We start from the raw sequence: 26,969 nt of genomic DNA, 5'->3' as shown, positions 1-26,969 counted from the left end.
TTGCCCAGGAATTAGGCATTGAGGCCGGGAGCCTTTATTCTCACATCAAATCAAAGGAAGATATTCTGCAGCGCGTCTGCTTCAGAATGGCAGATGAGTTCATGGCCGCTTTTGACGAAGTGAAGAATCAGGACGTACCCGCCAGCGAAAAGCTGCGGTTGGCCATTGCGTCGCACGTACGCGTATTAACTAAGAATCCGCCGGCGGCGGGCGTGTTCCTGAACGAGTGGCGCCATTTGAGCGAGCCGTCTCTGAGCAAGTTCAACGACCTGCGCCACCAGTATGAGGAAAGCCTGCGCGAGATAGTGCGCCAGGGCATCGCCAGCGGCGAATTCCAGGTGAAAGACGAAAAATTTGTGGTACTCACCTTGCTCTCCAGCCTGAACTGGCTCCACATGTGGTATAAACCTGAGGGTAAGATGAGCCCAGACGAGATTGCAGAGTACCTGTCTAACCTGCTGCTCAACGGGCTTAAGAATTTCTAAGAAGAAGCTAAACACACCAAAAGATGTACGGAGGAGGAAACGTTTTTGAGGCCACCAGGTTTGATGACCTGCAGCAGGAAGACCCGGTTAAATTAGCCGAGTTTGAGGCCCGCATTGCCCGCGGCGAGAAGATTGAGCCCACCGACTGGATGCCCCAACTCTACCGCAAGCAGCTCATACGCATGATTGAGCAGCACGCGCACTCAGAAATCATTGGGGCGCTGCCCGAAGGCACCTGGATTACCCGTGCCCCCGGTTTCAGGCGCAAACTGGCCCAGATGGCCAAGGTGCAGGACGAAGTGGGCCACGCCCAACTCCTCTACAGCGCCGCCGAGACCCTGGGCAAAACGCGTGAGCAGATGCTCACCGACCTCATCAACGGCAAAAGCAAATACTCCAACGTCTTCAACTACCCGGCCTTTACCTGGGCAGACTCCAACATCATTTCGTGGCTTATTGACGCGGGCGCCATTGTGAACCAGATGGCCAACGCAAAGGGAAGCTACGGCCCCTACTGCCGCGCCCTGGACAGAATCTGCGCCGAAGAGGCCTTCCACCTGAAATACGGTCATGACGCCGTGGTGCACATGGCTACCGGCTCGCCCATTCAGCGCAAAATGATTCAGGAAGCCTTGAACCGCTGGTGGCCGCCCATCATGACTTTCTTCGGACCAAGTGACAAGATGAGCACGCACACTGAGACGCTCATGCGCTGGAAAGTGAAAATGGCTTCTAATGATGCCTGCCGCCAGCAGTTCCTGGACATGTACGTGCCTAAAATCTGGGAACTGGGATTGAGTGTGCCAGACCCTAAACTGCGCAAAAACGAACAGGGCGTCTGGGAATACACGGAGCCCGACTGGGACGAGTTCAAACGCGTCATCAACGGTGACGGCCCCTGCAACGCCGAACGCCTCGCCGTACGCCGCACCGCCGAAGAACGCGGGGCCTGGGTACGCCGTGCTTTGCTTTCGCCCAAGGCGGAGTATGTGCGGCCATTAGCCTAGCTAAGCTAGGCAAGTTCTGAGTTCTGAGTTCTGAGTCTTGAGTTCTGAGACCAAAGCTCCGAGACGTAAGGAAAAGGTGCTTACGCTTTGGAGAACACCGTTTGAGAAGGGACCTACCCGCACAATTGATTAGAAGTTTTTTTCACTACCAATTCCTTCCCCCTTCTGTCATCCTGAAAGGATCTTGGTGGCGAACGGCAATAGGGTCTCTGAAATGCATTTCTAGTTCGCCCACTTGATCCTTCCATAATGATACAAGGAGAAAAAATACACAAGGTTAAATCTAATTGGGTTTTACAACCGAACTAGCATTAGTAATATAACCATTTCTGACCTATATACAGAAATGCAGAGCTACAAAAGACTCTAGACTCATGACTCAGAACTCAGAACTGATAAAATCCTTAGACCCGCGCGTGACGCGCCTGCACATAGAAGAGGAACCCAACCCCGCGCCCAAACCCCAGCTAGACCAGTTGGAGACGTATGAGTTGTTCCTGCAGAAGAAGGAAGGGCAGCCGTATGTCTATGTGGGGCCGGTGCACGCCGCCAATGAGGAAGTGGCGTTTCTGTTCGGCAAAGAGCAGTACAGCCGCCGTGCCATGTGCACGGGCATGTGGGTAGTGAAAACGCAGCACGTGCTTGTTTCCGGCTACGCCGATGACAACACCTCAGTGTATGAAAGTTTACCCGCCCTTGGTTCAACCCCAGACGCAGCGGAACAGGCGTATGAGATTTTCCACCTGAAAAAGCGGGGCAAAGCCCACCAACATGCGGGCACGGTCACTGCCCGTTCAGCAGAGCATGCCTTGGAGGTTGCCAGGCAAACGTTACATGCAGCGCCGCCCGTGGTAAATGTGTGGGTGATTCCGCAGAATCAGATTTTACGGGAAGAGGAAGACAAAGACATCTGGGCCACCACGCCCGAGAAAAAATACCGCGAGGCCATTGCCTACCGCGTACAAGACAAGATTGACCGTTTCAAAGCCGAACGACAAGCCCAATAACCATGCAGGACCTCGCGTTAAAAGACCTTCTCTACAAGATAGCCGACGATGAACTCATCTTAGGCCACCGCAACTCAGAATGGACTGGCATTGGCCCCATGCTGGAAGAAGACATCGCGTTTTCCAGCATGGCCCAGGACAAACTAGGCCACAGCCTGGCCTTCTACACGCTGCTCCATGAGCTGGGCGAAGGCGACCCTGACACCGTGGCCTTTATGCGCAACGCTGACCAGTACCATAACTGCCAGCTGGTAGAGCTGCCCATTGGCGAATACGATTTCAGCCTGATCCGGCACTTTCTGTTTGACAATGCCGAGCTGCTGAGGTTTGAAGCCTTAAGCCAGTCCTCTCATGAGGAAGTCGCTAAAATTGCCGCCAAGCTGAAGGGGGAAATCAAGTACCACGTGCTGCACGCCAACACCATGGTCAAGCAGCTGGGCACCGCCACCCAAGACAGCATCAGCCGTTTGCAGCAGTCGCTGGAGTACGCGCTGCCCTTTGCGCTGGGCATCTTTGAGCCGTCTACCTATGAGCAGGAATTGCTGGATGCAGGCATTTACGTGGGTGAAGCCGCGTTGCAGGCGCAATGGCAAGAGCGCATATCGGCTGTTTTGGCCAAAACAAGCCTAAAACAACCTGACTGGGCAAGCCTTCAACCCGTGTACGGCGGCCGCTACGGGCAGCATACCCAGCACCTGCAGCCGCTGTTAGATGAAATGGCCGAAGTGTTCAAGATTGACCCTACGGCGGAGTGGTAACTTTTTAGTTGCCCGTTGTTGGTTTACTTGCTTGCTCGTCAAACCATGGCAAGCGCGCTTGTGCCCATTAATATCTCTAATCAGCAATGCGAAGGTCACAAGCGGACGCTTGCGCCATAAACACGCAGATACAGAAACCTCATTTTTACCACCCTGCAAGGAACTTGGTGAACAGGTGGCGAATGGTACGAATGCTTATCTAGTTCGCCCACAAGATTCTTCCAGATTGACAAAAGAGGGAGAATGCCAAATGTGGGAAATAAAGGAAGGCAAGGAAAAGAGGATAAGGTAAAAGAAAGAGCGAAGGAAAGAGTAGGAAAGAACGAGTGCAGGAGTGGTAAGAGGGAAAGTGAGGAAACAAGTTTTCCGTTTTCGGCCTGTTTTTTGAAAAATAGCCCAAAACAGGACTAGTACAGACCTCTATTACTTCTTCTCCTACAGATCTCTTCCGCTGGCACGAGTTTGCAACTCGAGCCTATAGATGATGGGTAGTTTGTAACTACCCTCGCTGCCCCGCAGCGAAACCGGGCCTGCCGAGTAGAGTTTTGCAACTTCCGTTTTCAGCCTACTTTTCGCAAAACAGGCCGAAAACGGCACCTTACATTTACCACAGCTCTTCCTAAATTCCGTAAACCAAACCAACAACGAATAACTAAAAACAAACAACTACTACCCAAATGCTAACCCCTGATCAAATACGTGCTTTTCTGGAGGAGGTGAAAGACCCGGAGATACCGGTACTTTCTTTGAACGACCTGGGCGTGATTACGGGTGTGGAGGTGGCACCGGAGACGGGGCATGTAACGGTACGCATGACTCCTACGTTTGCAGGGTGTCCGGCCATGGAGTACATGCGGGCAGAGGTAGAGCAGAGTTTGCAGCGGCACGGCGTGGAGGCGTTTACAGTGGTGATGAGTTTTGACGAACCCTGGAACTCTAACAAGATCAGTGAGAAAGGCAGAAAGGCGCTGAAGGATTTCGGGTTGGCACCGCCCCAGCCGTACCAGGGCATTCTGGATCTGGATATACTGGAATACGCCGAGTGCCCCAACTGTCACAGCAAAAACACTACCTTGCGCACGCCTTTCGGCCCTACGTTATGCCGCGCCATGTACTTCTGTAACGACTGCCGGCAGTTGTTTGAACAGTTTAAGCCTTTGTAAGTACGTATGAAAACTATTTTAGCCGTGGCAGTAGCCTTTTTGATGGTGCTGGGCATGGCAAGTTGCTCCCGTGATTCCGGCAAGCCCGGCCGTTTGGCCCGCCCCATCTCAGATACCCAGTTGAAACAGGAACTCACCACCCTTTCAGACACGCTCACCGGAAAATGGAACGTGATGATGACCAGTGACAGCGTGAAGATTCAGCAGATGGAAGAACTTTTGGCCGCGCTACCGCCCGCCGTCATGCCGCCCCAACAGCGCGCCGACCTGCAAAAATCCATCAGGAGGCTGCCTACCCTGCGTTATGACCGCCGCACAGTAAGAAACTCCAGCAGGATTGATGCCTATGACATAGCCCATGACTCAGTGTGGAACGCCTTGCGGGCTTTTCTCCCCACAGACGGCCCCTCAGGGTTGGCGCGGGTAGACTCCCTGTACCAGAGCATTTCCACCCTTCACAACGAGACCGTTTTCTACCGGGGCCGCTATGACAAAACCGCCATTGAGATGAACACGCTGTTGAGAAGGTATAAAAAACGCCTGCCCAACCTGGGCAAACCCTATGACACCCTGCAACCGGCACCGCTGTTTCAGTGGATTGAGAAACCAGATTCATCGGCGCAGGCGAATCAATAATTGGATTTACAAAATTATTGAACCTATCCCTCCAAGGAGGGGAATCTCGGGAATGCGTAAAATGAGGGAGGACAATTCTAACTGTTCCACTGCTCTTTCGGATTTGCAATCAGGAAGCACATACTCCGGGGATTTGCAATCCCCGCTTCTGCATGTTTGTGCCGGAAGTGCGCGGACTACCAATTCGCAGTTAACTAAGTTCGGGATTACAAATCCCGAACAGCAGGATAAACCCACCCTCCCCTTTTATAAACATTACACTCCAAAGCAAGTTCCTGCTTCACGTTTTCAACTAGTAGCTTCTTAATGAGGCAAGTTTTTAACTTGCGAATATTTCTACGCACTACCCGCGAAAGCTGAAAGCTTTCCTCATAAAATGGGTCCAAGTTGAAAACGTGAAGCAGAGACTTTTAGAGCATGTTTAAATTTGCCTTTTGCGCTGCAAACGGGAATCAAAAGAACCTGACTTCGCGGTTGACTCGCACCATAGCGCGCTGCTATGCTGTTCAAAAAACGCTTTGCCAGAACCTTTCGCTCCCGTTTTCGCTTGCAAAATCAAAATGAAAACAAGCTCTTAATGTAAAGCAGTAGTGTTCTTCTCATTTACAATACTGAATACATTTTCTGTTTTCGGCATGTTTTGGCCAAAACAGGCCGAAAACAGAAATGCCGCTGAAGTTAGAGCTTCAGCGGCATTTCTGTTTACAGACGATACCTGACATTATCCCAGTTTCGCCAGTTCACTTTTCACGAAATCTACCAAAGACTGAATGTAGTCGCTGGAGAAGTCAAACCGGATGCCGGCGGCTTCATAGATTTCACCAATGGTGGCGGTGTAGCCCAGGCTCAACGCTTTTTTATAGCCATCCAGGGCGGCCGCCGGATCTTCTTTGTAGCGTTTCCAGACAGCAATGGCCCCTAGCTGGGCCATGGCGTACTCAATGTAGTAGAACGGCACTTCATAGAGGTGCAGCTGCTTCTGCCAGATGAACGGCTTCAGGTGCTCCAGGCCGCTCCAGTCAACTTCCTGCTGGTTGAACTCCTCAAAAAGGCGCACCCAGTTCTGGTGGCGTTCCTCAACGGTGTGGTTGGGGTTTTCATACACCCAGTGCTGAAACTTGTCAATGGTGGCCACCCACGGGAACGTCTCCAACACGCCTTCCAGGTGCTGACGCTTGGCGCGCACCAGTTCCTCTTGCGTAGGGAAGAAAAGGTCCCAGTGATCCAGGGTAAGCAGTTCCATAGACATTGAAGCCAACTCTGCCACCTCAGACGGCGGGTGCTTGGCGGCATTCAAGGGCAAGTCACGGGTCAGGAAGGAATGCACGGCGTGGCCGCCCTCATGCAGCAACGTCACCACATCGCGCAGTGAGGAAGTGGCATTCATGAAGATGAACGGCACGCCAATCTCATCTAGCGGGTAATTGTAGCCGCCGGGTGCTTTGCCTTTGCGTGATTCCAGATCCAGGTGGCCCATCTCACGCATGGTCACCAGGCAGTCACCCAGGAAACCGTCTAGGCGGTAGAAGCAGGCAATGGTTTTCTCCAGCAGCTCCTCCCCGGTTTTAAACGGCTCCAGCGGTGGCTGCAGCGTAGGGTCTACATCCAGGTCCCAGGGTTTGAGGGCCTCCAGCCCCAGCTGTTCCTTGTGCTCGCGGTCAATCTGGGTGGTCACCGGCACCACATTTTCTTTAATGGCCTGGTGGAAGGCAAACGTATCCTCGGGTCTATAGTCAAATCGGCCGAGGGCCGCGAACATATAATCCCGGAAGTTGTCAAACCCGGCGTTGGTGGCCACCTGGTGGCGCAGCCTGATCAGCTCTGTGTACAGTTCGTCCAGTTTCTCCTTGTCCTGCAGGCGGCGCTCCTGTATGGCCAGGTACGCTTCTTGGCGCACGGCCCGGTCAGTTTGCTTTAAGCGGTCAGCGGCGCGTTGCAGGGTCATTTCCTGCCCGTCAAGGGTCACGGTCATGGCCCCGGCAATGGCGCCGTACTGCTGCTGCTTGGTGCTGATTTCGGTCTGTAATGGAATGTTTTCCTCCCGGAACAACTCAATGGCCCTCTTCACGCCGCGCAGGTAGATGCGGTACTTCTCCTGGTCTAACTGGTCCAGGAAAGGCGACTCCACCAACTTGCGGTTAAAAGCATCATCATACGGTGACGCCTTGGGCTCAATTTCCTGCACAAAGAACTGGAACGCCTCTGTCAGCGCCTCGTCCTGGGTGTCACAGGTCATTTTGATGTAACGCCACGCCATGTTCTCAGAGAGCACGCTCTCCAGTTCACTGCGGTCTGAGATCCATTTCTCCAGCGCTTCTGCTGAAGGGATCTCCCGGTTTTTAAGTTCCTCAAAAATGGGTTCCAGTGAAGCCCAGTCAGTGACCTCAAAGTTGGCAGGCAGATACGTGCGCGGCCTGGGGGTGGGCAGCGCGGTTGTTTTGGGGTTGTTTTCCATAAAACAGGTCAAAAACGGTTAACCAATCTCAATCACCACGTTGGCGGTGAGCGGGTGGCCTACACAGTTCAATACGTACCCCTGGTCAATTTCAGCGTCTGACAGACCTTCGCGCTCATCCAGATGCACGCGGCCGCTCAGACACTTGCCACGGCAGGCGGTGCAAAGGCCGGCCTGGCAGGAGTACGGCAAATCAATATCGGCTTTGAGGCCGGCTTCCAGAATGGTTTCAGTGGGCTTTACTTCTACCTGGTACTCGTCTCCCTCATAGATGATGGTGACGGTGCGGGTAATGATCTCGTCAGAGTCTGAAGCCCCCACATCTGCACCGTGGTCTTCTGTGGTGGTGGGGGCGGTAAAGCTCTCTTTAAAGATACGGTCTGGGGGCACACGCATGAACTGCAGGGCTTCGCGCACCTCGTTCATCATGCCCTCAGGGCCGCACATGTAGTAACTCTCCTGAGAGAAGCCTTCTACCTTCAGGTTCTCCAGCAGCTGCAGCACCATGGTACGGTCAAGCAGGCCAATGTTTTCCTGCGGTTCAGTGGCGTCTGCAATGCTTTCATTGAACACGTGCACTATTTTAAACCGCTCAGGATACTGCTGCTCCAGCTGGGCCAGGGCATCTTTGAAGATAATGGAATTCAGGTTCCGGTTGCCGTACACCAGGGTGATGCGGCTCTGCGGCTCCTCTTTCAGCACGCTCTTGGTCATAGACATCAACGGGGTGATGCCGCTGCCGCCGCCAAAGAAAAACAGGTGGCGCTTCTGGTTAGGGTCTGCCTTGATGTTGAAGTTCCCCAGCGGGGCCATCACCTCTATCTCCTGCCCCACTTTCACATGGTCAGCCACATAGTTAGACACCAGGCCACCCTCTACGCGCTTCACCGTTACTGAGAAGTAAGGCTCGTCTGGGGTGCTGCACAAGGAATAAGAACGGCGCACCTTCTGGCCGTTGATGGGAAGGATCAGGGTAAGAAACTGACCCGGAATAAAGGGAATGTTGTTCTTATCAGGGTGTTCTAAATGAAGGGTGAGGGCATCGGCAGTTTCCTGGGTGATGTCAGCCACCTTCATGGTAAAATAGGCGTTGCTCATAGTTTATGATAGATAAAACAAAAAGCTTTGTTTTGCAGAACTGAATTAAAGCAGGAAAGTTACAACTTTTCACGGCCCCGCCCGAACCTTGGGTAAAAAAACTATCGGGCGTTAGCATTTTGCCGTAACTTGTGCGGTTCTCTTGCAATACGTGTTTTTAGGCGCAGAGATGGTGCTCTGGCTACCTGCCTCTTTCAGGAGGATTTACGTTTTTGACTTGTTTCATGGAAAACTCATCTACACTGGAGGCTCTGCTGCGGGCGCGGGCGGGCACCTTTGCCCCTCTTTTGGGCTTTGACTTGAACGGCCCACATGTCACGCGCCTTGATTTCACCGCGGCCAACCCGCTTCTGCTCCAATCTGATCTAAAAGACACCCAAGCCTTTGAACAACTGGTGCACCAGATGCTGCAGGAGAGAAACGCCACCGTGGGCGTGGGCGGCTACTTTGAGCACCGCGTAATTTACCGCCGAAGCGGCCATTTTGAAGGCGCCGTTGAATCCCGGTCGGTGCATCTGGGCGTAGACCTCTGGGCTCCCGCCCAAACCCCGGTGTACGCCCCGCTGGCCGGGAAAGTACACAGCTTTAAAGACAATGCCCACTTTGGCGATTACGGCCCCACCATCCTCTTAGAGCATGTGCTGGAAGGCATTCCCTTCTACACCTTGTACGGTCACTTGAGCCGGGCCTCTTTGTGTGATTTGGAAGTAGGCAAACCCTTCGCCGCCGGCGAAAAAATAGCCTCTTTTGGCCCCTACCCAGAAAACGGCGACTGGCCACCGCACCTGCACTTCCAGCTCATGGCCAACCTGCAGGGCAAAGCAGGTGACTTCCCGGGAGTGTGCGCGCCGTCTGAAATTCCCTTCTTCAGACAGATCTGCCTGGACCCTAATTTGTTGCTGAACTGCCGTAAAATCTAGCGTCAGGCATTGTTGAAAACCTTAGCAGGAAGCATCTCCTAAACTTACTTTTGCAAGCCTGGGGCTGAGGAGCTCTAACCAACTTCCTGTTTTCAGGCTGTTTTTGGAAAAACAGCCCGAAAACAGGATTAACCTTCCAATTCATTTTAAGACCATGTTAGACATTGACCGCCTTTTTGTGCAGGTACAGGATTTCGTCCTGTTTTATGGCCTGAAATTCATTATAGCCCTCTTTATATTGATGATAGGGCTGTACCTGGTGAACAGGATTACCACCTGGGCCTATGACCTAATGACCAGAAAAGATGTGGATCCGTCTTTAAGGCCGTTCCTGCGCAACGTCTTGAAAGTAGTGCTGCTGGTGCTGCTCATCATGGTGGTGATTGGGCAGGTGGGGCTGCAGATTACCTCATTCCTGGCGTTGCTGGGTTCAGCAGGCCTGGCGGTGGGGCTGGCGCTGCAGGGAAGCCTGGCCAATTTTGCCGGAGGCGTGCTGTTGTTGACGATCAAGCCGTTCAGGGTGGGCGATTTTATTGAGGCGCAGGGGCAGAAAGGCACCGTTTTCATCATCAATATTTTTAACACCGTCATCACCACCGAAGACAATAAAACCATCTACCTCCCCAATGGGCCCCTGGCCTCTGCGGTGATTGTGAACTATGATGTGGAACAGACCAGACGGCTGGAGCTGAGCCTGACCGTAGAAGCCACCGTTCCGCTGGCAAAGGTGCGGGAGGAGATTTTGAAGGTGGTGGCAACAGATGAGCGGGTGCTGCTTTCGCCGGAGCCAAGTGTTGGGGTGGAGAAACTTTCGGCGCAAGCCGTAACCCTGTTTGTGCGGGTCTGGGTACAACGGGAGCGCGGCACGTTCAGGTCAGGGGCTTATGAAGACCTCACTGAAAAAATTAAAGACGCCTTTGAGAAAGCCGGCATCGCGCTGAAGTAGCACCGTCACCAGTTCCCGTTATATAACAACCTGTTTTGGGCTGTTTTTTGAAAAACAGCCCCAAAACAGGTTGCCTTGTTTAGGTAGTTCTTACCCGTTCAGCCGTGCCGCAAATGGCTACCGCAAGAACCAGTAAACGTGCCATTTGGCCCTGAGGCAGAAACCTGATTTTGAAACTTAGTCAAACTTTATGGCTTTCACCGGATGAATGCGGGAAATCAGGAGGGAGGGCAGTAACACAGACAGCATGGTCAACACAAAGGTGACCACATTGATGCCGAGCCAGATTTTCCAGCTCCAGTAAATGGGCACAGTCTCCATGTAGTAATTCTCTGGATCTAGGGGAATAAGGTGGAAATAGTCCTGGGCCGCACAGAATACGAATGCCAGTACGTTGCCGCCAATCAACCCCACAATGGTGAGCCGAAGCCCGCGGTGCAGAAAGATTTTCCTGATCTGGGCATTGGTGGCCCCCATGGCTTTTAAGGCCCCAATCATATTGGTGCGCTCCAGAATCATGATGAACAAGGTGGACACCATGTTGAACGTGGCCACAAAAATGATCAGCACCAGAAAAATGATCACGTTGCGTTTGAGCAGCTCCAGCCAGTCAAACAGCTGGGCGTAGGTGTCAGTGATTTTCTCCAGCTGCAGGTCATAGTTCATCTTCTCAAACACCTGGTTGGCCACGGTATCAATCTGGGTGAAGTCATTGAGCAGGATCTCATAGCCGCCCACCAGTGAGTCAGGCCACTGGTTCAGCTCCCTGATCTGTTTCAGATCACCCAGTACGTACACGTTGTCAAATTCCTCCAGACCGGTTTTAAAAATCCCCTTCACCTCAAACTTGCGCATGCGGGGCGGGTTCTGAATGAAGTAGAATAACACGCCATCTCCCACCTTCAGGCGAAGTTTGTCTGCCATGAGCTGGCTCATCATGATCTGCTCAGAGGCGGCGCTGTCATTGAATTCCATCACAGAGCCGGAAACCAGGTTGGCGCGCATGCCCCTGAAGTCATAGGTTGAGTCTACCCCTTTCAGCACCACGCCCAGCACTTCCTCGTCGGTTTTGATAATGGCTGTTTTCCGGGCGAAGGGCTGCAGGTGGGAGACCCCCGGTATTTTGGTATAATCCTCCAGCCCGGTAGAGGTGCTCATGGGGTAGCCTTCAAATGAATTGTTGGTGTCAAATTTGCTAACTTGCAGGTGACCGCCAAAGCTGAAGATCTTGTTCTGGATTTCGTACCGGAAGCCTTCTAAGATGGCAAAAGACACAATCATGATGGCAATGCCCAGCCCTACGCTGAACTTTGCTATTTTTGTGACCGATGCGGTAAACGAGTCTGAACGGGCGCCGGCCAAACGGCTGGCAATGTAGCGGGAAAGATTCACCTCTTGTTTTAAAATTGCGCTTAAAGATAGTTATCTGATCTTAAACTAAACCTATGTTCTCTACCCTCCTTCGTACGGCAGTGTTCTGTCTGGTGCTGGCAGCCTGTAAACAAACCGGCTCTGTACCGGCCCACAGCACGTCTGCCGCCCCGGCCACCTCAGCCGCCGCCACTAAAACCACCAGGCAACAGGATGCTCCCCTCCTAACGGGCGCAGACCAGACAGAGTTGTATCTGCCCTACCTGCAAGGCAAGCGGGTGGGTATGGTGGTCAACCAGACCTCCACTATTGGCAAGAAAACCCACCTGGTGGACAGTCTGTTGAGCCGCGGCGTCAAGATCACGGTTATTTTTGCCCCGGAACACGGTTTCAGGGGAGACGCAGACGCGGGAGCCCACATAAGCAACTCTGTAGACGCCAGAACCGGTGTCCCTATCCTATCCTTGTACGGCAGCAACAAAAAACCAAAGCCAGAGCAGCTGAAAAACGTAGACGTGGTGCTGTTTGACATTCAGGACGTGGGGGTGCGCTTCTATACCTACAGCAGCACCATGCATTATGTCATGGAGGCGTGCGCCGAACAAAACAAGCCCCTGCTCCTGCTGGACCGCCCCAACCCCGTGGGTTACCTGATTGACGGGCCTATTCTGGAGCCGCAGCACAAATCGTTTGTGGGCATGAACACCATTCCCATCTCCCACGGCCTCACCCTGGGGGAGTACGCCCAGATGATTAACGGGGAAAAATGGCTCAAAAATGGCGTGCAGGCCAATGTTAAAATCGTTAAAGTCAAAAACTATGACCGCAACCAGTTCTACTCGCTGCCGGTAAAACCGTCACCCAACCTGCCCAATGACCAGTCTATCAAACTGTACCCGTTCCTGTGTCTGTTTGAAGGGACTACCGTGAGCCAGGGAAGAGGCACCATGATGCCGTTCCAGGTGATTGGCGCTCCCTACTTCCCAGACAAGTCTTTCTCTTTTACCCCTGTTCCTATACCAGGCATGTCTATGGAGCCGCCGTACAAGAACCAGGTTTGCTACGGCCGTGACCTTCGCCAACTGGAGCTGAAAGAGCCGTTTACCCTGCGTTACCTGCTGGAGTTTTACCAGGCGTCTGGGCAAAAGGAAAAATTCTTTAATAAGTTTTTCACCAACCTGGCGGGTACTGAGCAGCTGCAGAAACAAGTCATGGCAGGCATGAGCGAACAGGAAATCAGGGCCAGCTGGAAACCAGGGTTAGATGCCTATAAAGCCATGCGCACCCAGTACCTCCTCTACCCAGACGCCCAATAAAATGCAGAAAGAAGATTTACGAATCATATTCATGGGTACCCCAGACTTTGCGGTACCTGCGCTCCAGGCGCTGGTAGAGAACCGTTGGAACGTGGTGGCCGTCATCACCGCCCCAGACAAACCTGCCGGGCGCGGTCTAAAGTTAGTACCGTCACCGGTGAAAGAGGTGGCCCTGCAGCACAACCTACCGGTATTACAGCCTACCAACCTGAAAGATCCTGCTTTTCAGGAGGAACTGAAGAGGTATCAGGCCAGTCTACAGGTGATTGTGGCATTCAGAATGCTTCCCGAGGCTGTATGGAACATGCCTCCGCTGGGCTCCCTGAACATACATGCCTCCTTGTTACCGCATTACCGGGGCGCCGCCCCCATCAACTGGGCCCTGATCAATGGGGACCAGGAGACAGGGGTTACGTCCTTTTTTCTGCAGCACGAGATTGATACGGGAGACATTATCCTCCAGAGGAAAGTAGCCATTGCCCCTGAAGACAACTTTGGGACTCTGTATGAAAAACTGAAACATGCCGGTGCTTCGTTGCTGTTGGAGACGGTAGAAGCCATTGTAGAAGACCGGGTACAGCCGTATCCCCAGCCACAGCCGCAGGAGCCGCTTCGGTCTGCCCCCAAAATTTTCAAGCAGACCTGCCAGATTGATTGGCAGCAACCCGCTGCGCAGGTCCATAATTTTGTACGCGGGCTCTCTCCTTACCCGGCCGCCTGGACGGTGTTGGAAGGCAAACAGTTTAAAATTTTAGCCGGTCATGCAGTTGCTGTTTCTTCACATGGTCAGGCTCCCGGTTCTTACACCACAGACGGCAAGGATTTTCTCCAGGTCCAATGCGGCGAGGGCACTGCGTATGCCGTAGAAGAGCTCCAGATGGAGGGCAAGAAACGCATGGGCATCAAAGATTTTCTTAGAGGGTACACTTTTCAGCAAGCGTTATGATTGCACTGGTCGTCGCGATTGCAGAAAACAGGGCCATTGGGAAAGACAACCAGTTGCTCTGGCACCTCCCAGAAGACCTGAAGCACTTCAAGCGCCTTACGCTGGGGCACCCCATGGTGATGGGACGTAAAACTTTTGAAGCCATAGGCAAGCCTCTTCCCGGCAGAACTTCTATTGTAGTCAGCCGCCGGCAAGATTATGTCCTTCCAGAGGGGTGCCTCAAAGCCACTTCGCTGGAAGAAGCTTTGAAGGAGGCTCTGGCGCTAGACGAGCAGGTCATGGTGATTGGGGGTGGCCAGATCTATGCACAGGCTCTTCCGTTAGCGGAGGTGGTCTATCTCACCCTTGTGCACGAGTCGTTTGAGGGAGACACCTTTTTCCCGGAGCTGGAGGCCGCTGCCTGGGAAGTAACCGAACAGCAGGAACACCCCGCAGATGAAAAGCACCCCTACCCTTTCACCTTCTTTACCTTTAGAAGAAAAGCCGGGTTCAGCAGAAATTAGCCTCATAAACTTCTCTCCTGTTTCTGCTGTTTCTAGAAAACAGGCCAGAAACAGGAGAGAAGTACTTTGTTAATTATTTCCCGTCACTACAGTTTTAGCAACTATCCCTTCTCTGGTCAATATTCCCACTCAAACAAAGAGGCCACCTGTTATCAGCTGGCCTCTTTGTTTGAATTCTATTTGAGTCATTCCCAATAAAAACCCAGGTTAGTTTTATCTAAGAATGTAGATTTTCCCGTACCCTTCCTTAAAACCTTTATCACCAATCTTCTTTGACGTGCGGTGCTTCATTTCAGTGGCACCGGTGTCCATCATTACCCGATAAAGGTATACGCCATTAGCTAGTCTATCCCCAAATTCATCTGTTCCATCCCAAGCAAATTCAGTTATATTGTTTCCTATCTTGAGGGCGCCTAATTCCTCTTTCTGTATTTCCCGAACTACTTTACCAGTTACGGTTAGTATCTGGATTTTTATACGTTCTGGAATATAACTTCCTGTAAGAGTAAAAACAAAGCGTGTTTTAGACGAGAATGGGTTGGGGTACGGGTAGAAATTGGTCACACTGGATTCGTTCTCTACTATAAAGTTTATCTTATAGGTACCCCCCAACTTATTGTTGTTCATATCCAGTCCTTCGGCTTCTAATGTATAGGTACCGTTTGGCAACATTTTGGGATTGTATTCTACCCGTAAATCATTTTTCTCGTCTGCCGGAAACACGCGCACATCTTGGTTGGTATCTACTAGTATTTCTTCTGCTTGCGTAGCATTTGGCCTCCGGAGGTACACCTTCATTTTCTGTGACTGCTTCACAGGCAGCTTTCCTGAGTTATCCTTCAACTGGATACTTATCACAGGGCTGGGTGACACAATATCGCCGTCTAATATGCGGGAGCCATCAAAAGCAACGTCTAGAACGGGAGGCATTCCTGCAAAATCACCAATGTTGAAGGGAATCTCTAGTGTATTGTTAAAATAATTCTGCTCCGGCAACAGTTGAGGATTAACATTAATTCTGATACGGTTAGCACCTTTCAAACCAAGTGTTGAAACTTTGTGCTTAAAGTAGATGGTATCTTGCTTCAGCAACTGATCAACTTTAAAGGTCTCTGACAGGGAAGTCCCGTCATCTTTGAAAAATGTGGCCACTACTGAAAGCTGCTCCGGGAAATCTATATTGGTGATATTGTGGAAAGCATACTGTAGCTCTACTTCACCCCCCGCAGCCTGCTCTGCCACTGAGGCATACTTTTCAAGCCCTATTATATCTGGCCGCAGAACCCCCTCCGGCACCTCTTCATAAAGTACCAGCCATTCTTTCAACAGCGGCGCTGATCTGTTTTCAAGATCACTAAGTGACAAGTTCAGTTTGAGGTAAGGGAAAATTGCGGGATTTACAGAAGACAGATCATAAGTACTGGACTTAACATCTTTTAAAATAGTAGTCTCTTTCCCTTCTAAATCAACCCCTATCACACTTAATTGATATGAATCTGAATTCTCAAGCACTAACTGGTGCTGGAGACTCTTCCATTCTTTGGCAGGGCCTATTAAAGTTGAGCTTATGGATCCTACCCCGGAGCTAGTCTTGATTTGGCCTTCCAACACAATAGCTTGATCAGCAGAGGCAATCTCCCCATCTCTCACCGGACCTACCTCTTGGGCTGTACCCATTGCTGCGCCTTTCCTGCCTATTATGGCAAATGGGTCACCGGCAGTCAATTGGTCTATTAAAGCAGATCCTAAACCTCTGAACTGCGCCTTTAGTGATTCACTCATGGTGTTATAAGGTACATTCCTCATCCCTACCATGGCTACATAGTACCCATCTGGCACGCTTCTTAGAAATGCTTCCAATTTATCCAGATTCTCTGGTTTTCTTAAATCAACAAAGTTGTAAGTAATTTTAGCCTCTTTTGGTCTTCCGCAGAGTGAAGCAAGCCCTTCAGGCATTTGCATATAGGGCTCCAGTGTTTTGTCATCAAACACAATGGCCATCATATTGGGGCGGTCTGTGTAACAGTCAGCGTCAATAGTTCTGGTTCCCTCAATATAAATAGAGTTTGGTGGAAACCCGAAGTGGATATTCCCGCCAACTCCTCTAATCATAATGTACTTGTTGACGTTCTTCTTGAACTCCATCTTCTTTGCTGGCACATCTAATTCCAAATCTTTGGTGCCTGCTTCTGTTAATTGGGCTATCTTGCTTTGTGACCAGCCGGCAGTGCTGTTAGGAATGTGTCTGAAGGAACTTGTAGCCCAAACTACTTCTTCTTGTGGATCAATATCTTTGTTCCGGAACCTCCAGAAATACACAATGCTGTCATTCTGCCCTGTAGGCGTAAGCAAAGTCACCTCCCAGATAGGCAACGTTGTGCTTGGTATTACTGTAGACTTTTTCCAGGCACTATTAAAGGTGCTTACCGTATCAATCTCGAAATAAAAATCAGGGGCTTTTGTAAGCAGGTTGGTAGACTGCCCAATAAGTTTCACTGTCTGGGTAGGAACGATGCTGTAATTTTTAGGTGCCAACGCCAATACACTGCTCACCGGGAAGAAGAATTCAAAACGGGCAGTATTATTCGCCTCTTCAATTTCTTCAATAGTATTTCTTGAATCAACCGTAGCCTCAAAGTAATTGACACCTGGAACCGGCACTTTAGACTCAAACATTACTTCTACTGTATCTCTGTTATACAGATGGGATACTTCTACAGAATCTAATTGCAAAACCTCTCCGTTTGGAAGCACCCTTTTAACCTTCACATAAAAAGGAGCATCAACCGCCTTGCCCAGATTGCGGATATCAACCGCTACCGCAAATTTCTCTGTAGCCGCAGAGAGCGGCCTTCCGTCTAGTGATTTTATAGACAATGAGCTGTTATTGATGGTATAATCAGGTTTTTGAGGGGCCACCAAAGCCACAGCAGGATCTCCTTTTAAGTCCATTTGCATGAGCATGGCCTTGGAGTTGAAGCCCGCAATAGAATTGTCTAGTTGCCTTACCGTTTCCTGTTGAATTACTCCAACTGGTTTTCCATAAAATTCTTCATTTGAAAAAGCAACTTCATAAAAAGTACGGCTGAAGGCATACAGCAGCGTAGGGTAGCCGGTACTTGTATGAGCCATAAACAGCAAGGCCCCTTTGGCCGGTGTCAATAGCCAGTTTTCTCCAAATGACACCTCTACCGTAGAACTATTTCCTGCCCCACAGCCATTCATTAGAATCATGGGGTACTTACCTCTATTGTTATAGCCATTTTGTGGTGCTGAGACATACCCAATGTCCAGATCTGAGGTAGTAGAGGAACTGTGCCCAAAGAACGTGATTAGAGACAAGCCTCTATTCAACTCAGATGCCACATTAATGACTTCTAAATTCTGATGGCTCTCACGCGCCCTTGTTTTCACTTCGGCTCCTAAAAGCTTCCCTTCAATTACAGCTTTATAACTGTTCAAGTAAGATTCTAATTTTTTCCCTTCCTCGGGAGTGGTTCCTCCCCCTAGATGCAGGATATTCTTGCGCCATTCAGCGTTTTGAGGTAAGGATTCATGTTCCTTTACCTTCTCCAGATAAGCCAGAACATCTGCCGGGGTTTGGGCTGGCAGGCGCCCGGTTGCTACCAAAGGTTCATACTGGTCTAATTCCCAGTTAGATGTAAAGAACACGTCAGAGCTGGGTACGCCGCCTGTTGGTATCAGGTCTTTCGCCGCCAAGGTATGAGGGGTGCGCCGTAACGTCACATTGTCTGGCTCAATTCCCTTACCTAAAATAAACAGGTATTTTGGGGTACCGTGGGCCAGCATGTACTTCATAAAGCGCCTGATAGAGGCGGCTGATTTGTCTCCATAGAAAAACTGATCATACAGCTGGTCAACATCAACTACCAACGTGTCATGCCTTCCGCCTGCGGCAGATGCTCTGTAACTGGCATAATCCTTCACAGGATTTGTAGATGTGCCAAAGGAGGCCATCAAACTTTTATGAGAGAGGATTAGGTAGGAGGCTGAATTTCCGCTAAAAGACCTAAATTTAACTTCACGCGCAGATACCGGCACCATTGGTGCCTTAGCCCATAAAAGACCTTTTTGAAGGGAAGAACTAGCGGGTTGGGTAAACACAAAACTTCTCTGCGTGCCATTGGCGACCCCCTCTATTTTAACAACATTGGTTGCTGAAGTGATATCATAAGCAACGGCATTGGCAGCATGGGTCCCTTCAAGATTATACAAGGTAGAGCCTGTAGTAGAAGTTGCATTTTCTAAACCTAACGCGGCTATATGCATAATTGGCCGCTGCGGAAACTTCACCTTTACATATGACACCCTGGTGGAGCTGCCATTTTTAGAGATAAAACGAATGGTTACCCTTCCGTTTGCGGCTATGTCACTAAACTCTAAAGGAAAGCTCCTTTTGGCCGACCCATAAACCGGGAACATGAGGTTGCCCAGCAATCTCTCAGAGGTTCCATTCACCGCATAAACATCTACATCTGGGGTAGAAGCATTAGAACCCGCCAAAGCCACTTCCACCGTTGGCTTTGGGCCAAGGTTGTAAAGGTTCAGCAACGAATCTACCACTACATTCCTAGTACCGGAAGATGCTCCAGACATAAAGCCTTCAGCACTATCCATCCAAGACATGTGGTTGGAGCCATACGCTTTTCCCCGTGAATAACTGTCTGTAAACTGAATTAAGCGCGTTTGCCAAAACCAAGGTTCTGGGGTGATATTTGCAGGAGAGGAACGGGTTACCTGCATCCGTTTCCCGGCCCTGGTTGACCAGGTCAAAAAGTAGGAAGCCGTATCTGTGTAAAGACTATAATGAGGGTTTAGCTGATCAGCAGGGTCTTTGTACAATTCGGCATCTAAGGCCCCGTCATTTTTCTCGCCGTAGAATTCAAGGAAATCACCTGCATCAAAAGAGCCGTCTGCCTCGCCAGACACCAGAATGGCCACCTCCTGCCCCCGGCGGTAAAGTTGTAAATTTCTAGGGTCTACCCCGCTTATACCGGCGGCCTGCAGGTAGTTCCTGTCAAGGCGGTAGATACCCGTAGCGGGCACCTTGATTTTATAGTACTTCTGGCTGTAGTTGATCCATTCATTGCCATAGGTGGTCTGCTGCCCATAAGAAGGCTGCACAGCAGTACCCACCAGAACCGCCAGGAACAGAAGCGTCAGAAAGGTAAATGGAAGAGAGTAAGGTGTTTTCATCTTAATAGCAGGCACACAAATCAATCAAAACTATAGGCAACAGATACAATCAAAGAAGAGGCTTGGGAATTGTCAGCCACCTTTGACAAGGCCAAATCTAACAGGAGCCCATGGGTGGCCACGCCCACCCCAAAATTAGGCTGTACTTTCCAACTGCCCTTCCCGTCCAGGTTTTCAAACTGCTGAATGTTATTGATCCCGCCCCGCAGGAAAACAGTGTTGGAATACCCCAGTTCAAACCCAACCCTGGGATCAACAGACACCACGCCAGTAGCCAGCAGCGTGTTCCGTTTTCCGTCAAAGGTGATATCCAGATCAGTGGCAACGGTAGCCGAGAAGCGGTCAGTCATTTGGAAAGACCGGCCAGCCCCTAGAATAAGGCGCGGCAGGGTCACTTCAATGCTATTGGTGTTGAAGGAGTTTGCCTCCTGCAGGTACGTAGACTCTAATTCATCTGGGTTTAGTTTCCAGGCAGTGAAGGTGGTGGTAATGTCTTTGGCCATCACCCCAAACTGCCAGTTACCCCGGCGCAATTGGGCACCGGCATCCAGGCCAAAACCCCAGGCGCTGGCAAAGTCACCCACGTTGCGGTAAATAATTTTAGCGTTGGCACCTAAGGTTAACCCGGGCAGCCAGTTACTGCGGCGGGCATAAGACGCCAGGAACGCGTAATCTGCCACAGAGAAGAACTCTATACTGTCATACTGGATGGCCCCGTACTCATTCTGGAGCCTGCGGGTATCAGCAATATCATCTACCCCAGACCTGATCACAGAGAAAGCCAGGGCACTGGTGGAGTCAAGGTTGGTGGCGTAAGACCCGAAATCATTTTTGATAATGCCGGCAAACAGCTCAGAGTGCATGTAAGACACGTTATGGCGTTTAGGCAGGCCCACCAAACCCGCCGGGTTCCAGAAACCAGCCGTGGCATCCCGCACAATAGCCGACTGCACTCCCCCCATTCCCAACGCACGGGCGCCCACTCCAATGTTCAGGAACTCATTGCTGTATTTAGGGGCAGAAATCTCCTGCGCCTGCCCGGAGCGGGTGAAAAACAAGAAAAAAAGAAGGGGAAACGCGAGTAAAAATCTTTTTGCCATATAGAGAAACTAACGACACCAACGCTAATTCAGATGTAAATATATACGTACTATTCTATTTAGAGCCTGTTTAAATTTCGGCTTGGGCAGCCCATGCCGCTGTCCAAGCCCTGTCTTTGCATTACCCGCGGCACAGAACGGGATTAACCCGCTCAGCTGCTGCGTCTGCAGAGACCCACCCCTTGTGGGGGGAAAGCTGTATTCCAGCCTTTTCCAGATACTCTTCACGCCTCAACGCTTATTACAATTAAGTGTCTATAAGTGTTCCACTTTGGAGCATATTTCTTTTTCAGCCGCCCCTTTTCACCAGATTGCCTCCCTTAACGTTTGATTTAGCCATCTTTCCTCTACACCCAGGCCTCCGTTTGGCCCCTTTATCCCTCAGAAAATCTTACTGCCGCAGACTTATTTTCTCTTTCTGTTTTAGGGCTGTTTTTGAAAAAACAGCCCTAAAACAGAAACCGGCTTCTGCGCTCAACCCCTCAGCATTGGCGCCATTCGCACTTTTGAGGTGAAACAAAAAATAAATTTTTACAGTACCTTGTGTTACATAGTACCTGCTTATATATTTGCATCAACAATTCAGACTCACAGACCATGAAAGTAGAAAACACACAAGTGCAGATGCGGAAAGGGATTCTGGAGTACTGCATTCTGGAAATCATCTCGCGCGGCGAAGTCTACGCCTCTGACATGTTGGAGGAACTGACCGCGGCCAAGATGATAGTAGTGGAGGGGACGCTCTACCCACTGCTGACCAGACTGAAGAACGCCGGCCTCTTAGATTACTCCTGGGTGGAATCCACCTCGGGGCCACCCCGCAAATATTACAAACTCACCGCCATTGGCACCGAGTTTCTGGAACAGCTACGCCTTACCTGGCAGGAACTGGTAGACTCCACCACCTTCATCACCAACCGCAAGAAATCCAACTAGCCATGAAAAAGAACATTAGTGTCAACCTGCAAGGCATGATCTTCCATGTAGAGGAAGACGGCTATGAGATGTTGCGCCAGTACCTGGCCGCTATCAAGGCCTACTTCTCCTCTTATGAAGGCCATGAAGAAATAGTGGCAGACATTGAGTCCCGCATAGCCGAAATCTTCTTCTCCCGCCTCAACCCCGGCAAGCAGGTGATCACCCGCGAAGACGTGCAGGCCCTCATTGCCCAGATGGGAACCGTGACTGACTTTGAGATGGATGAGCCCCTGGAAGAAGAACCAGCCCCTGCCGCCTCAGCCGCTTACAACCACACCACCTCTACCGGCCAAAAACGCCTGTACCGTGACGTAAACCGCAAAGTGCTGGCCGGCGTGGCCTCTGGCATTGCTAACTACCTGCAGGTGGACCCGCTTTGGGTGCGTTTGGCCTTTATTCTGCTGGTATTGGGTGTGCCGTTCACCGGTGGCTTCACCTTGTTTGGCGCAATCCTGTACGTCATCTGCTGGATTGCCCTGCCTGAGAACGAGGCCCTGCCCGAGATACCGGTGCGCAAACTGTTCCGGGACCCCGTAGACAAGAAACTGGGCGGGGTGGCCGGCGGCATTGCCATCTACTTCGGCACAGATGTGGCCATCATCCGGCTGCTGTTCCTGATCTTCTTTTTCTTCGGGATTGGGTTGATCACCTATATCATCTTATGGATTGCCGTACCAGAGGCCAAATCTATCACAGAGCGGGTGCAAATGCAGGGAAACCCCGTCACGCTCTCCAGTATAGAAGCCTCGGTTAAAAACAACCTGAACATGCAGGACGCTAACGGCCAGGAGAGCACCTTAGCCAAAGTCCTCCTGTTCCCGGTACGGTTGATCTCACAAATCATTCAGGTGTTGTCAAAGGCCCTCCACCCGGTGCTAACGGTGTTGATCACCCTCATCCGCATTTTTGCGGGGCTGTTGCTCATGTTCATTGCGGGTGCTTTCCTGATTTCCCTCTTGGTTATGCTCATTGCCGCCATTGGCGAAATCTCCCAGCCTGGCTTTGTTCACCTGGGCGACCTGCCCGTGGCTGAATTCTTTAGAGGTCTGCCAAGCTGGCTGGTGTGGGCAGCGTTCTTTACGGGGGTCATTCCGGCGCTGCTCCTGTTCCTGGTAGGCATTGGCCTGCTGACCAAGCGGTTCTTCCTGAGACCCACCATTGGCTGGTCTATGCTGGGCATCTGGCTGGTAGCCGTGGCCGCCCTGGCCACCGGCATCGCCTTCTCAGCCCGCCATTTCCAGGAGTCTGGTGAAGTAGTGGTAGAGAAAAACTTCCCCGGCGCCGGGTACAACACCCTGGAGCTTAAGGTGCGGGACACCAACTATGACTACGGCCACCGCCTGAATGTGCGGCTGGAAGGCTATACGGGCACTGATGTCAAGGTGATCCAGACTTACAAAGGCCAGGGCCTTGACGAGGCAGACGCCATTAAAAACGCCCAGATGCTGTCTTACAAGATTGTTCCGCAGGGAGATTCTGTGCTCAGGTTTGATGATGCGTTCACCTTTAAACCCAACGCCATCTTCCGGGACCAGGATCTGGACATAAAAATTCTGGTGCCCGAAGGCAAAAACGTGCGCTTCTCCTCTGGCTTTGCCAACCATTTCTACGGTGATATCACCCAGGGAGACTATGACGCAGATGACCTGGCCAACAACACCTGGCAAATCAAAGACGGCAGACTGGTGTGCCTGAGCTGCAGCGTAGTAGACAGCACCAGAACCGGCACTTCTCCTGACTCCACCGCAGGCACAGGCCTGGCCGCCAACCTTGATGACGAGCTTTCTATCCTGAATGATGACTACAGCGGCGTGTCAAAGATCTACAACGTGAGTGACTTCAATGAGGTAGAGGCCGGAGGCGCCTACCACATCAGAATCAAGCAGTCATACCGCCACCACGTGCGGGTGACCGGTTCAGAGAAAGAGCTGGACCGCCTGCAGATCAGGGAGCAGAACGGGGTGCTCAGAATTAAACGCGACAACGGCTATTTCAAGTTCTGGGGCATGAACACCAAAGCCATTCTCATTGAGATTGAAACCCCAGACCTGCGGTCAGTAGACCTGAGCGGGGCGGCCAAGGCCGAAATCATAGGCTTCGCGCCAGACAACTTTGAACTGCAGCAGTCAGGGGCCAGCCAGGTGGCCATGGCCATCAGCACCCAAAACCTGGACGCTGAGCTGAGCGGTGCCTCACAGCTGCACCTCAAGGGCCACGCTGACCAATTGGATATTAACGCCAGCGGCGCCTGTTCCATCAATGCACTCAGACTCACCGCCGTGCGGGCCAACCTTGACCTGAGCGGAGCAAGTGACGCAGAGGTCAACGTGAAAGAATACCTGCAGGCCCACGCCAGCGGCGCCAGTGATGTGCGCTACACCGGTGAGGTGCAGCAGGTAGACACAGACAAGTCTGGCGGTTCCAGCGTGAGCCGCAAATAGTTTCTGTTTTCGGCCTGTTTTTAGGAAAACAGGCCCAAAACGCAAATCACAACGGAGTTCTTCTCTGGATTTCTTAGAGCTCCCTGTGACAAGGAGGACGCGCTTCTGGCAAAGTCCTCCTTCTTTTTCCTCTTTCAGAAAACTTTTCTTGCCCAACCACAGCCTTAACAGATGCAACTATGAAACAATATCTTCTCCCACTGATCATGATTACGCTACTGTTCACGGGCAGTGCGACCAGCACCAAGGCTCAAAAGCCGGCGCAAGCCATTACCCAGACCATTCTTGCCCTTGACAGCCTTTTCTGGACCACCTACAACCAGTGTGACTCTGAGCGCATGAAGCAGTTTATCTCTGATGACGTGGAATTCTACCATGACAAAGGCGGGATCACCTTAGGCAAGGAAAAATTTATTTCCAGCATCAAGAACAATTTATGTAGCAACAAGGAGTACAGGGTGAGAAGAGAGGCAGTCAAAGGCACCATTCACGTGTACCCGCTGTACAACGCAGACCAGGCTTACGGCGCCATAATCTCAGGAGACCATTATTTTTACGAGCACGAAAAAGGAAAGAAAGAGCAGTTGGCTGGCTTAGCTAAATTTTCAAACCTCTGGTTGCTGCAAAACGGCACCTGGAGAATGGCCAGAGTTCTCAGTTATGACCACGGCCCTGCTCCCCTACCCCAACTCCAGAAGCGCCCTTAGCCTGCCCAACAGCAGACGGCTCAAACCATGAAAGCACATATGACCCGCTATTACCGTTCGCCACCAGGATCCTTTCAGGATAACAAAATAGAAAAATAAAGCAATCTATTCCTGTCCTGATACTTAAAGAAAATTTTTGTTTGGTTGTTTGTATGATAGGCCGGGCCTCTTCTAGGGTAGTATACCTGATGAAGGCCCGGTTTTTCTTTTAGCACCTTTGCCGCATAAAGTACCCGGCTCCTGTTTTCGACCTGTTTTCTCAAAAAAAGGCCGAAACAGAGCGGGTTATAGAGTGGCTTCGCTCCTTTCGGCTACGACGAAGTCACTGGCGTCAGACCTAAACGCTTGCCCTGGGCCAGCAGAAACGCAAAGGCCTCGTCGTATTCATTCCGGATCTCGCCTTCCAGAATGGCCTCGGTGATGGCGCTTTTCAAGATGCCCACCTCCTTAGACGGGGCAATCCCGAAGGTCTGCATGATCAGATCTCCCGTAATCACCGGCTGGAAGTTGCGCAGCTGGTCTTTCTCCTCTACTTCCTTCAATTTCTGCTCCACTTTGGCGAAGTTCTGCAAATAACGTTTCACCTTGTCATGGTTCTTAGAGGTGATGTCTGCCTTACAGAGCTGCATGAGCCGGTCAATATCATCGCCGGCCTCAAACAGCAGGCGGCGTATCGCCGAATCGGTGACGGTTTCCTTCACCAGCGCGATGGGCCGCAGGTGCAGCTTCACCAGTTTCTGCACCATTTTCATGTGCTCGTTGAGCGGCAGCTTTAAATCTGCGAAGATCTTGGGCACCTGCCGGGCGCCGCGGTCTTCGTGGCCGTGGAAGGTCCAGCCCACTTTCTCGTTGTAGCGCTTGGTTTCGGGCTTGGCGATGTCATGCAGAATGGCGGCCCAGCGCAGCCAGAGGTCGTCAGAGACGTCGGCCACGTTGTCTAAGACCTGCAGCGTGTGGTAAAAATTGTCTTTGTGGCTGTTCTTGTTGATGGTCTCCACACCGTGCAGCTTCACCATCTTGGGGAAAATCAAGTGCAGCAGCCCTGTCTGGAACAGCAGCTTGAACCCGTAACTGGGCGTTTTGGAGAGCACAATCTTGTTCAGCTCATCGGTTATCCGCTCCTGCGATACAATCTTGATGCGCTCTTTGTTCTCAGAGATGGCGTCAAACGTATCTGGGTCAATGTCAAAGTTGAGCTGGCTGGCAAACCGGATGGCGCGCATCATGCGCAGCGGGTCATCTGAGAAGGTAATGCCGGGCTCCAGCGGCGTTTTGAGGTTCTTCCGCCTGATGTCTTTGAGGCCGTCAAAGCAGTCAATGAGCTGCCCGAAACTGCCTTCGTTCAGGCTGATGCCCATGGCGTTGATGGTGAAATCGCGGCGGTTGAGGTCGTCTTCCAGCGTGCCCTGCTCCACCTCCGGTTTGCGGCTTTCACTGCGGTAACTTTCCTTACGCGCGCCCACAAACTCCACTTCCCAGCCGTCCTCAGTCCTGAGCATCGCCGTCCCGAAGTTCTTGAACACGGCCACCTTAGGTTTGTTGGGTAGTTTATCGGCCACGCGCTGGGCCAGTTCAATGCCGTTGCCCAGGCACACCACGTCAATGTCTTTGCTGGGCCGCTTGAGCACCAAATCCCGCACAAACCCGCCAATCACGTAGGCCTCCTGGTTCAGCTCTTTGGCCGCCTGGGCCACTACGGCAAAAACCGGGTGTTCTGGAAGGGTGATGTCTGGGGTGGTCATGGGCAATGTGTTGATTTTGTTGGTGTACGCTTTTCTTCGCCTGAGGCGAAGTGCGTATTTGAGGCAGCAAAGGTACGGGAAAATAGTAAACCCGACCTCACCCCCTGCCCCTCTCCGTGGGAGAGGGGAGCTCTGCAAAGCGTTTTCGGGCTGTTTGGCCAAACAGCGAAAAC

General features: G+C 51.5%; 20 protein-coding genes. 14 read left to right on the top strand and 6 right to left on the bottom strand.

Annotated elements, in window-relative coordinates; all coding sequences use genetic code 11:
- The 6 genes from A8O25_RS19165 to A8O25_RS19140 form a co-directional block, all read left to right on the top strand.
- Nucleotides 1-485 (top strand): TetR-type transcription factor C-terminal domain-containing protein (locus A8O25_RS19165; protein WP_066838458.1); only part of this gene is annotated, 485 nt, incomplete at its 5' end.
- Between the two features lie 23 nt (nt 486-508).
- Nucleotides 509-1,492, top strand: coding sequence for a 1,2-phenylacetyl-CoA epoxidase subunit PaaA (paaA, locus tag A8O25_RS19160; protein WP_066838455.1), 984 nt, complete (start codon nt 509-511; stop codon nt 1,490-1,492).
- 374 nt (nt 1,493-1,866) lie between these two features.
- A complete protein-coding gene (locus A8O25_RS19155) occupies nt 1,867-2,499 on the top strand; it encodes a phenylacetic acid degradation b (protein WP_066838451.1) in 633 nt (210 codons plus the stop codon).
- Nucleotides 2,500-2,501: 2 nt separating this feature from the next.
- On the top strand, nt 2,502-3,257 hold the full coding sequence (paaC, locus tag A8O25_RS19150) for a 1,2-phenylacetyl-CoA epoxidase subunit PaaC (protein WP_066838448.1): 756 nt from the start codon (nt 2,502-2,504) through the stop codon (nt 3,255-3,257).
- Between the two features lie 677 nt (nt 3,258-3,934).
- Nucleotides 3,935-4,420 carry a 1,2-phenylacetyl-CoA epoxidase subunit PaaD gene (gene paaD / locus A8O25_RS19145; protein ID WP_066838446.1) on the top strand — a complete coding sequence of 162 codons (486 nt, stop codon included), beginning with the start codon at nt 3,935-3,937 and terminating at the stop codon, nt 4,418-4,420.
- 6 nt (nt 4,421-4,426) lie between these two features.
- Nucleotides 4,427-5,056 carry a hypothetical protein gene (locus A8O25_RS19140; protein WP_066838445.1) on the top strand — a complete coding sequence of 210 codons (630 nt, stop codon included), beginning with the start codon at nt 4,427-4,429 and terminating at the stop codon, nt 5,054-5,056.
- A gap of 721 nt (nt 5,057-5,777) precedes the next feature.
- Here A8O25_RS19140 and A8O25_RS19135 read toward each other — a convergent pair.
- Together A8O25_RS19135 and A8O25_RS19130 are read right to left on the bottom strand one after the other, a co-directional pair.
- Nucleotides 5,778-7,511 (bottom strand): M3 family oligoendopeptidase, encoded by a 1,734-nt coding sequence (locus A8O25_RS19135; RefSeq protein WP_066838438.1) that lies wholly within the window; start codon nt 7,509-7,511, stop codon nt 5,778-5,780.
- A gap of 18 nt (nt 7,512-7,529) precedes the next feature.
- The gene (locus A8O25_RS19130; protein ID WP_066838435.1) at nt 7,530-8,609 is read right to left on the bottom strand and encodes a ferredoxin--NADP reductase; all 1,080 of its coding nucleotides are present in this window, start codon (nt 8,607-8,609) and stop codon (nt 7,530-7,532) included.
- Nucleotides 8,610-8,833: 224 nt separating this feature from the next.
- Here A8O25_RS19130 and A8O25_RS19125 point away from each other — a divergent pair, with 224 nt between their 5' ends.
- Both A8O25_RS19125 and A8O25_RS19120 read left to right on the top strand, forming a co-directional pair.
- Nucleotides 8,834-9,529, top strand: a complete 696-nt coding sequence (locus A8O25_RS19125; protein WP_066838432.1) for a peptidoglycan DD-metalloendopeptidase family protein — start codon at nt 8,834-8,836, stop codon at nt 9,527-9,529.
- Between the two features lie 154 nt (nt 9,530-9,683).
- A complete protein-coding gene (locus A8O25_RS19120; RefSeq protein WP_066838429.1) occupies nt 9,684-10,475 on the top strand; it encodes a mechanosensitive ion channel family protein in 792 nt (263 codons plus the stop codon).
- 177 nt (nt 10,476-10,652) lie between these two features.
- Here A8O25_RS19120 and A8O25_RS19115 read toward each other — a convergent pair whose 3' ends face one another.
- Complete coding sequence (locus tag A8O25_RS19115) at nt 10,653-11,867, bottom strand: ABC transporter permease (RefSeq protein WP_066838426.1); 1,215 nt, start codon at nt 11,865-11,867, stop codon at nt 10,653-10,655.
- A 53-nt stretch (nt 11,868-11,920) separates the two neighbouring features.
- Between A8O25_RS19115 and A8O25_RS19110 the strand changes: the two genes are divergently transcribed.
- The 3 genes from A8O25_RS19110 to A8O25_RS19100 are packed head-to-tail and all read left to right on the top strand — an operon-like array spanning nt 11,921 to nt 14,611.
- Entirely contained in the window at nt 11,921-13,162 is a 1,242-nt protein-coding gene (locus A8O25_RS19110) for an exo-beta-N-acetylmuramidase NamZ family protein (RefSeq protein ID WP_082893759.1), read from the top strand.
- Between the two features lies 1 nt (nt 13,163).
- Complete coding sequence (fmt, locus tag A8O25_RS19105; protein ID WP_066838424.1) at nt 13,164-14,108, top strand: methionyl-tRNA formyltransferase; 945 nt, start codon at nt 13,164-13,166, stop codon at nt 14,106-14,108.
- Nucleotides 14,105-14,611, top strand: a complete 507-nt coding sequence (locus A8O25_RS19100; RefSeq protein WP_066838421.1) for a dihydrofolate reductase — start codon at nt 14,105-14,107, stop codon at nt 14,609-14,611. Before fmt ends, A8O25_RS19100 begins: the two co-directional genes overlap by 4 nt.
- Before the next feature lie 213 nt (nt 14,612-14,824).
- On the opposite strand, the gene porU2 is transcribed toward A8O25_RS19100, so the two are convergent.
- Entirely contained in the window at nt 14,825-19,828 is a 5,004-nt protein-coding gene (gene porU2, locus A8O25_RS19095; RefSeq protein ID WP_066838418.1) for a putative type IX secretion system sortase PorU2, read from the bottom strand.
- 20 nt (nt 19,829-19,848) lie between these two features.
- Nucleotides 19,849-20,928 carry a putative type IX sorting system protein PorV2 gene (locus A8O25_RS19090; protein WP_241499093.1) on the bottom strand — a complete coding sequence of 360 codons (1,080 nt, stop codon included), beginning with the start codon at nt 20,926-20,928 and terminating at the stop codon, nt 19,849-19,851.
- Between the two features lie 597 nt (nt 20,929-21,525).
- On the opposite strand from A8O25_RS19090, the gene A8O25_RS19085 reads away from it, so the two are divergent.
- The 3 genes from A8O25_RS19085 (at nt 21,526) to A8O25_RS19075 (ending at nt 25,054) form a co-directional block, all read left to right on the top strand.
- On the top strand, nt 21,526-21,864 hold the full coding sequence (locus A8O25_RS19085) for a PadR family transcriptional regulator (RefSeq protein ID WP_066838412.1): 339 nt from the start codon (nt 21,526-21,528) through the stop codon (nt 21,862-21,864).
- Nucleotides 21,865-21,866: 2 nt separating this feature from the next.
- The gene (locus A8O25_RS19080) at nt 21,867-24,347 is read left to right on the top strand and encodes a GIN domain-containing protein (RefSeq protein ID WP_066838409.1); all 2,481 of its coding nucleotides are present in this window, start codon (nt 21,867-21,869) and stop codon (nt 24,345-24,347) included.
- 179 nt (nt 24,348-24,526) lie between these two features.
- Nucleotides 24,527-25,054: a nuclear transport factor 2 family protein gene (locus tag A8O25_RS19075; protein WP_066838405.1), complete on the top strand. Its 528-nt coding sequence runs from the start codon at nt 24,527-24,529 to the stop codon at nt 25,052-25,054.
- Nucleotides 25,055-25,365: 311 nt separating this feature from the next.
- Here A8O25_RS19075 and A8O25_RS19070 read toward each other — a convergent pair whose 3' ends face one another.
- The gene (locus A8O25_RS19070) at nt 25,366-26,796 is read right to left on the bottom strand and encodes a CCA tRNA nucleotidyltransferase (protein ID WP_066838401.1); all 1,431 of its coding nucleotides are present in this window, start codon (nt 26,794-26,796) and stop codon (nt 25,366-25,368) included.
- Nucleotides 26,797-26,969 lie beyond the last annotated feature (173 nt).

This window comes from Rufibacter ruber (assembly GCF_001647275.1).
Taxonomy (GTDB): domain Bacteria; phylum Bacteroidota; class Bacteroidia; order Cytophagales; family Hymenobacteraceae; genus Nibribacter; species Nibribacter ruber_C.
The sequence above is the reverse complement of the archived record's forward strand: the minus strand, read 5'-3'. Positions and strand labels throughout refer to the sequence as shown.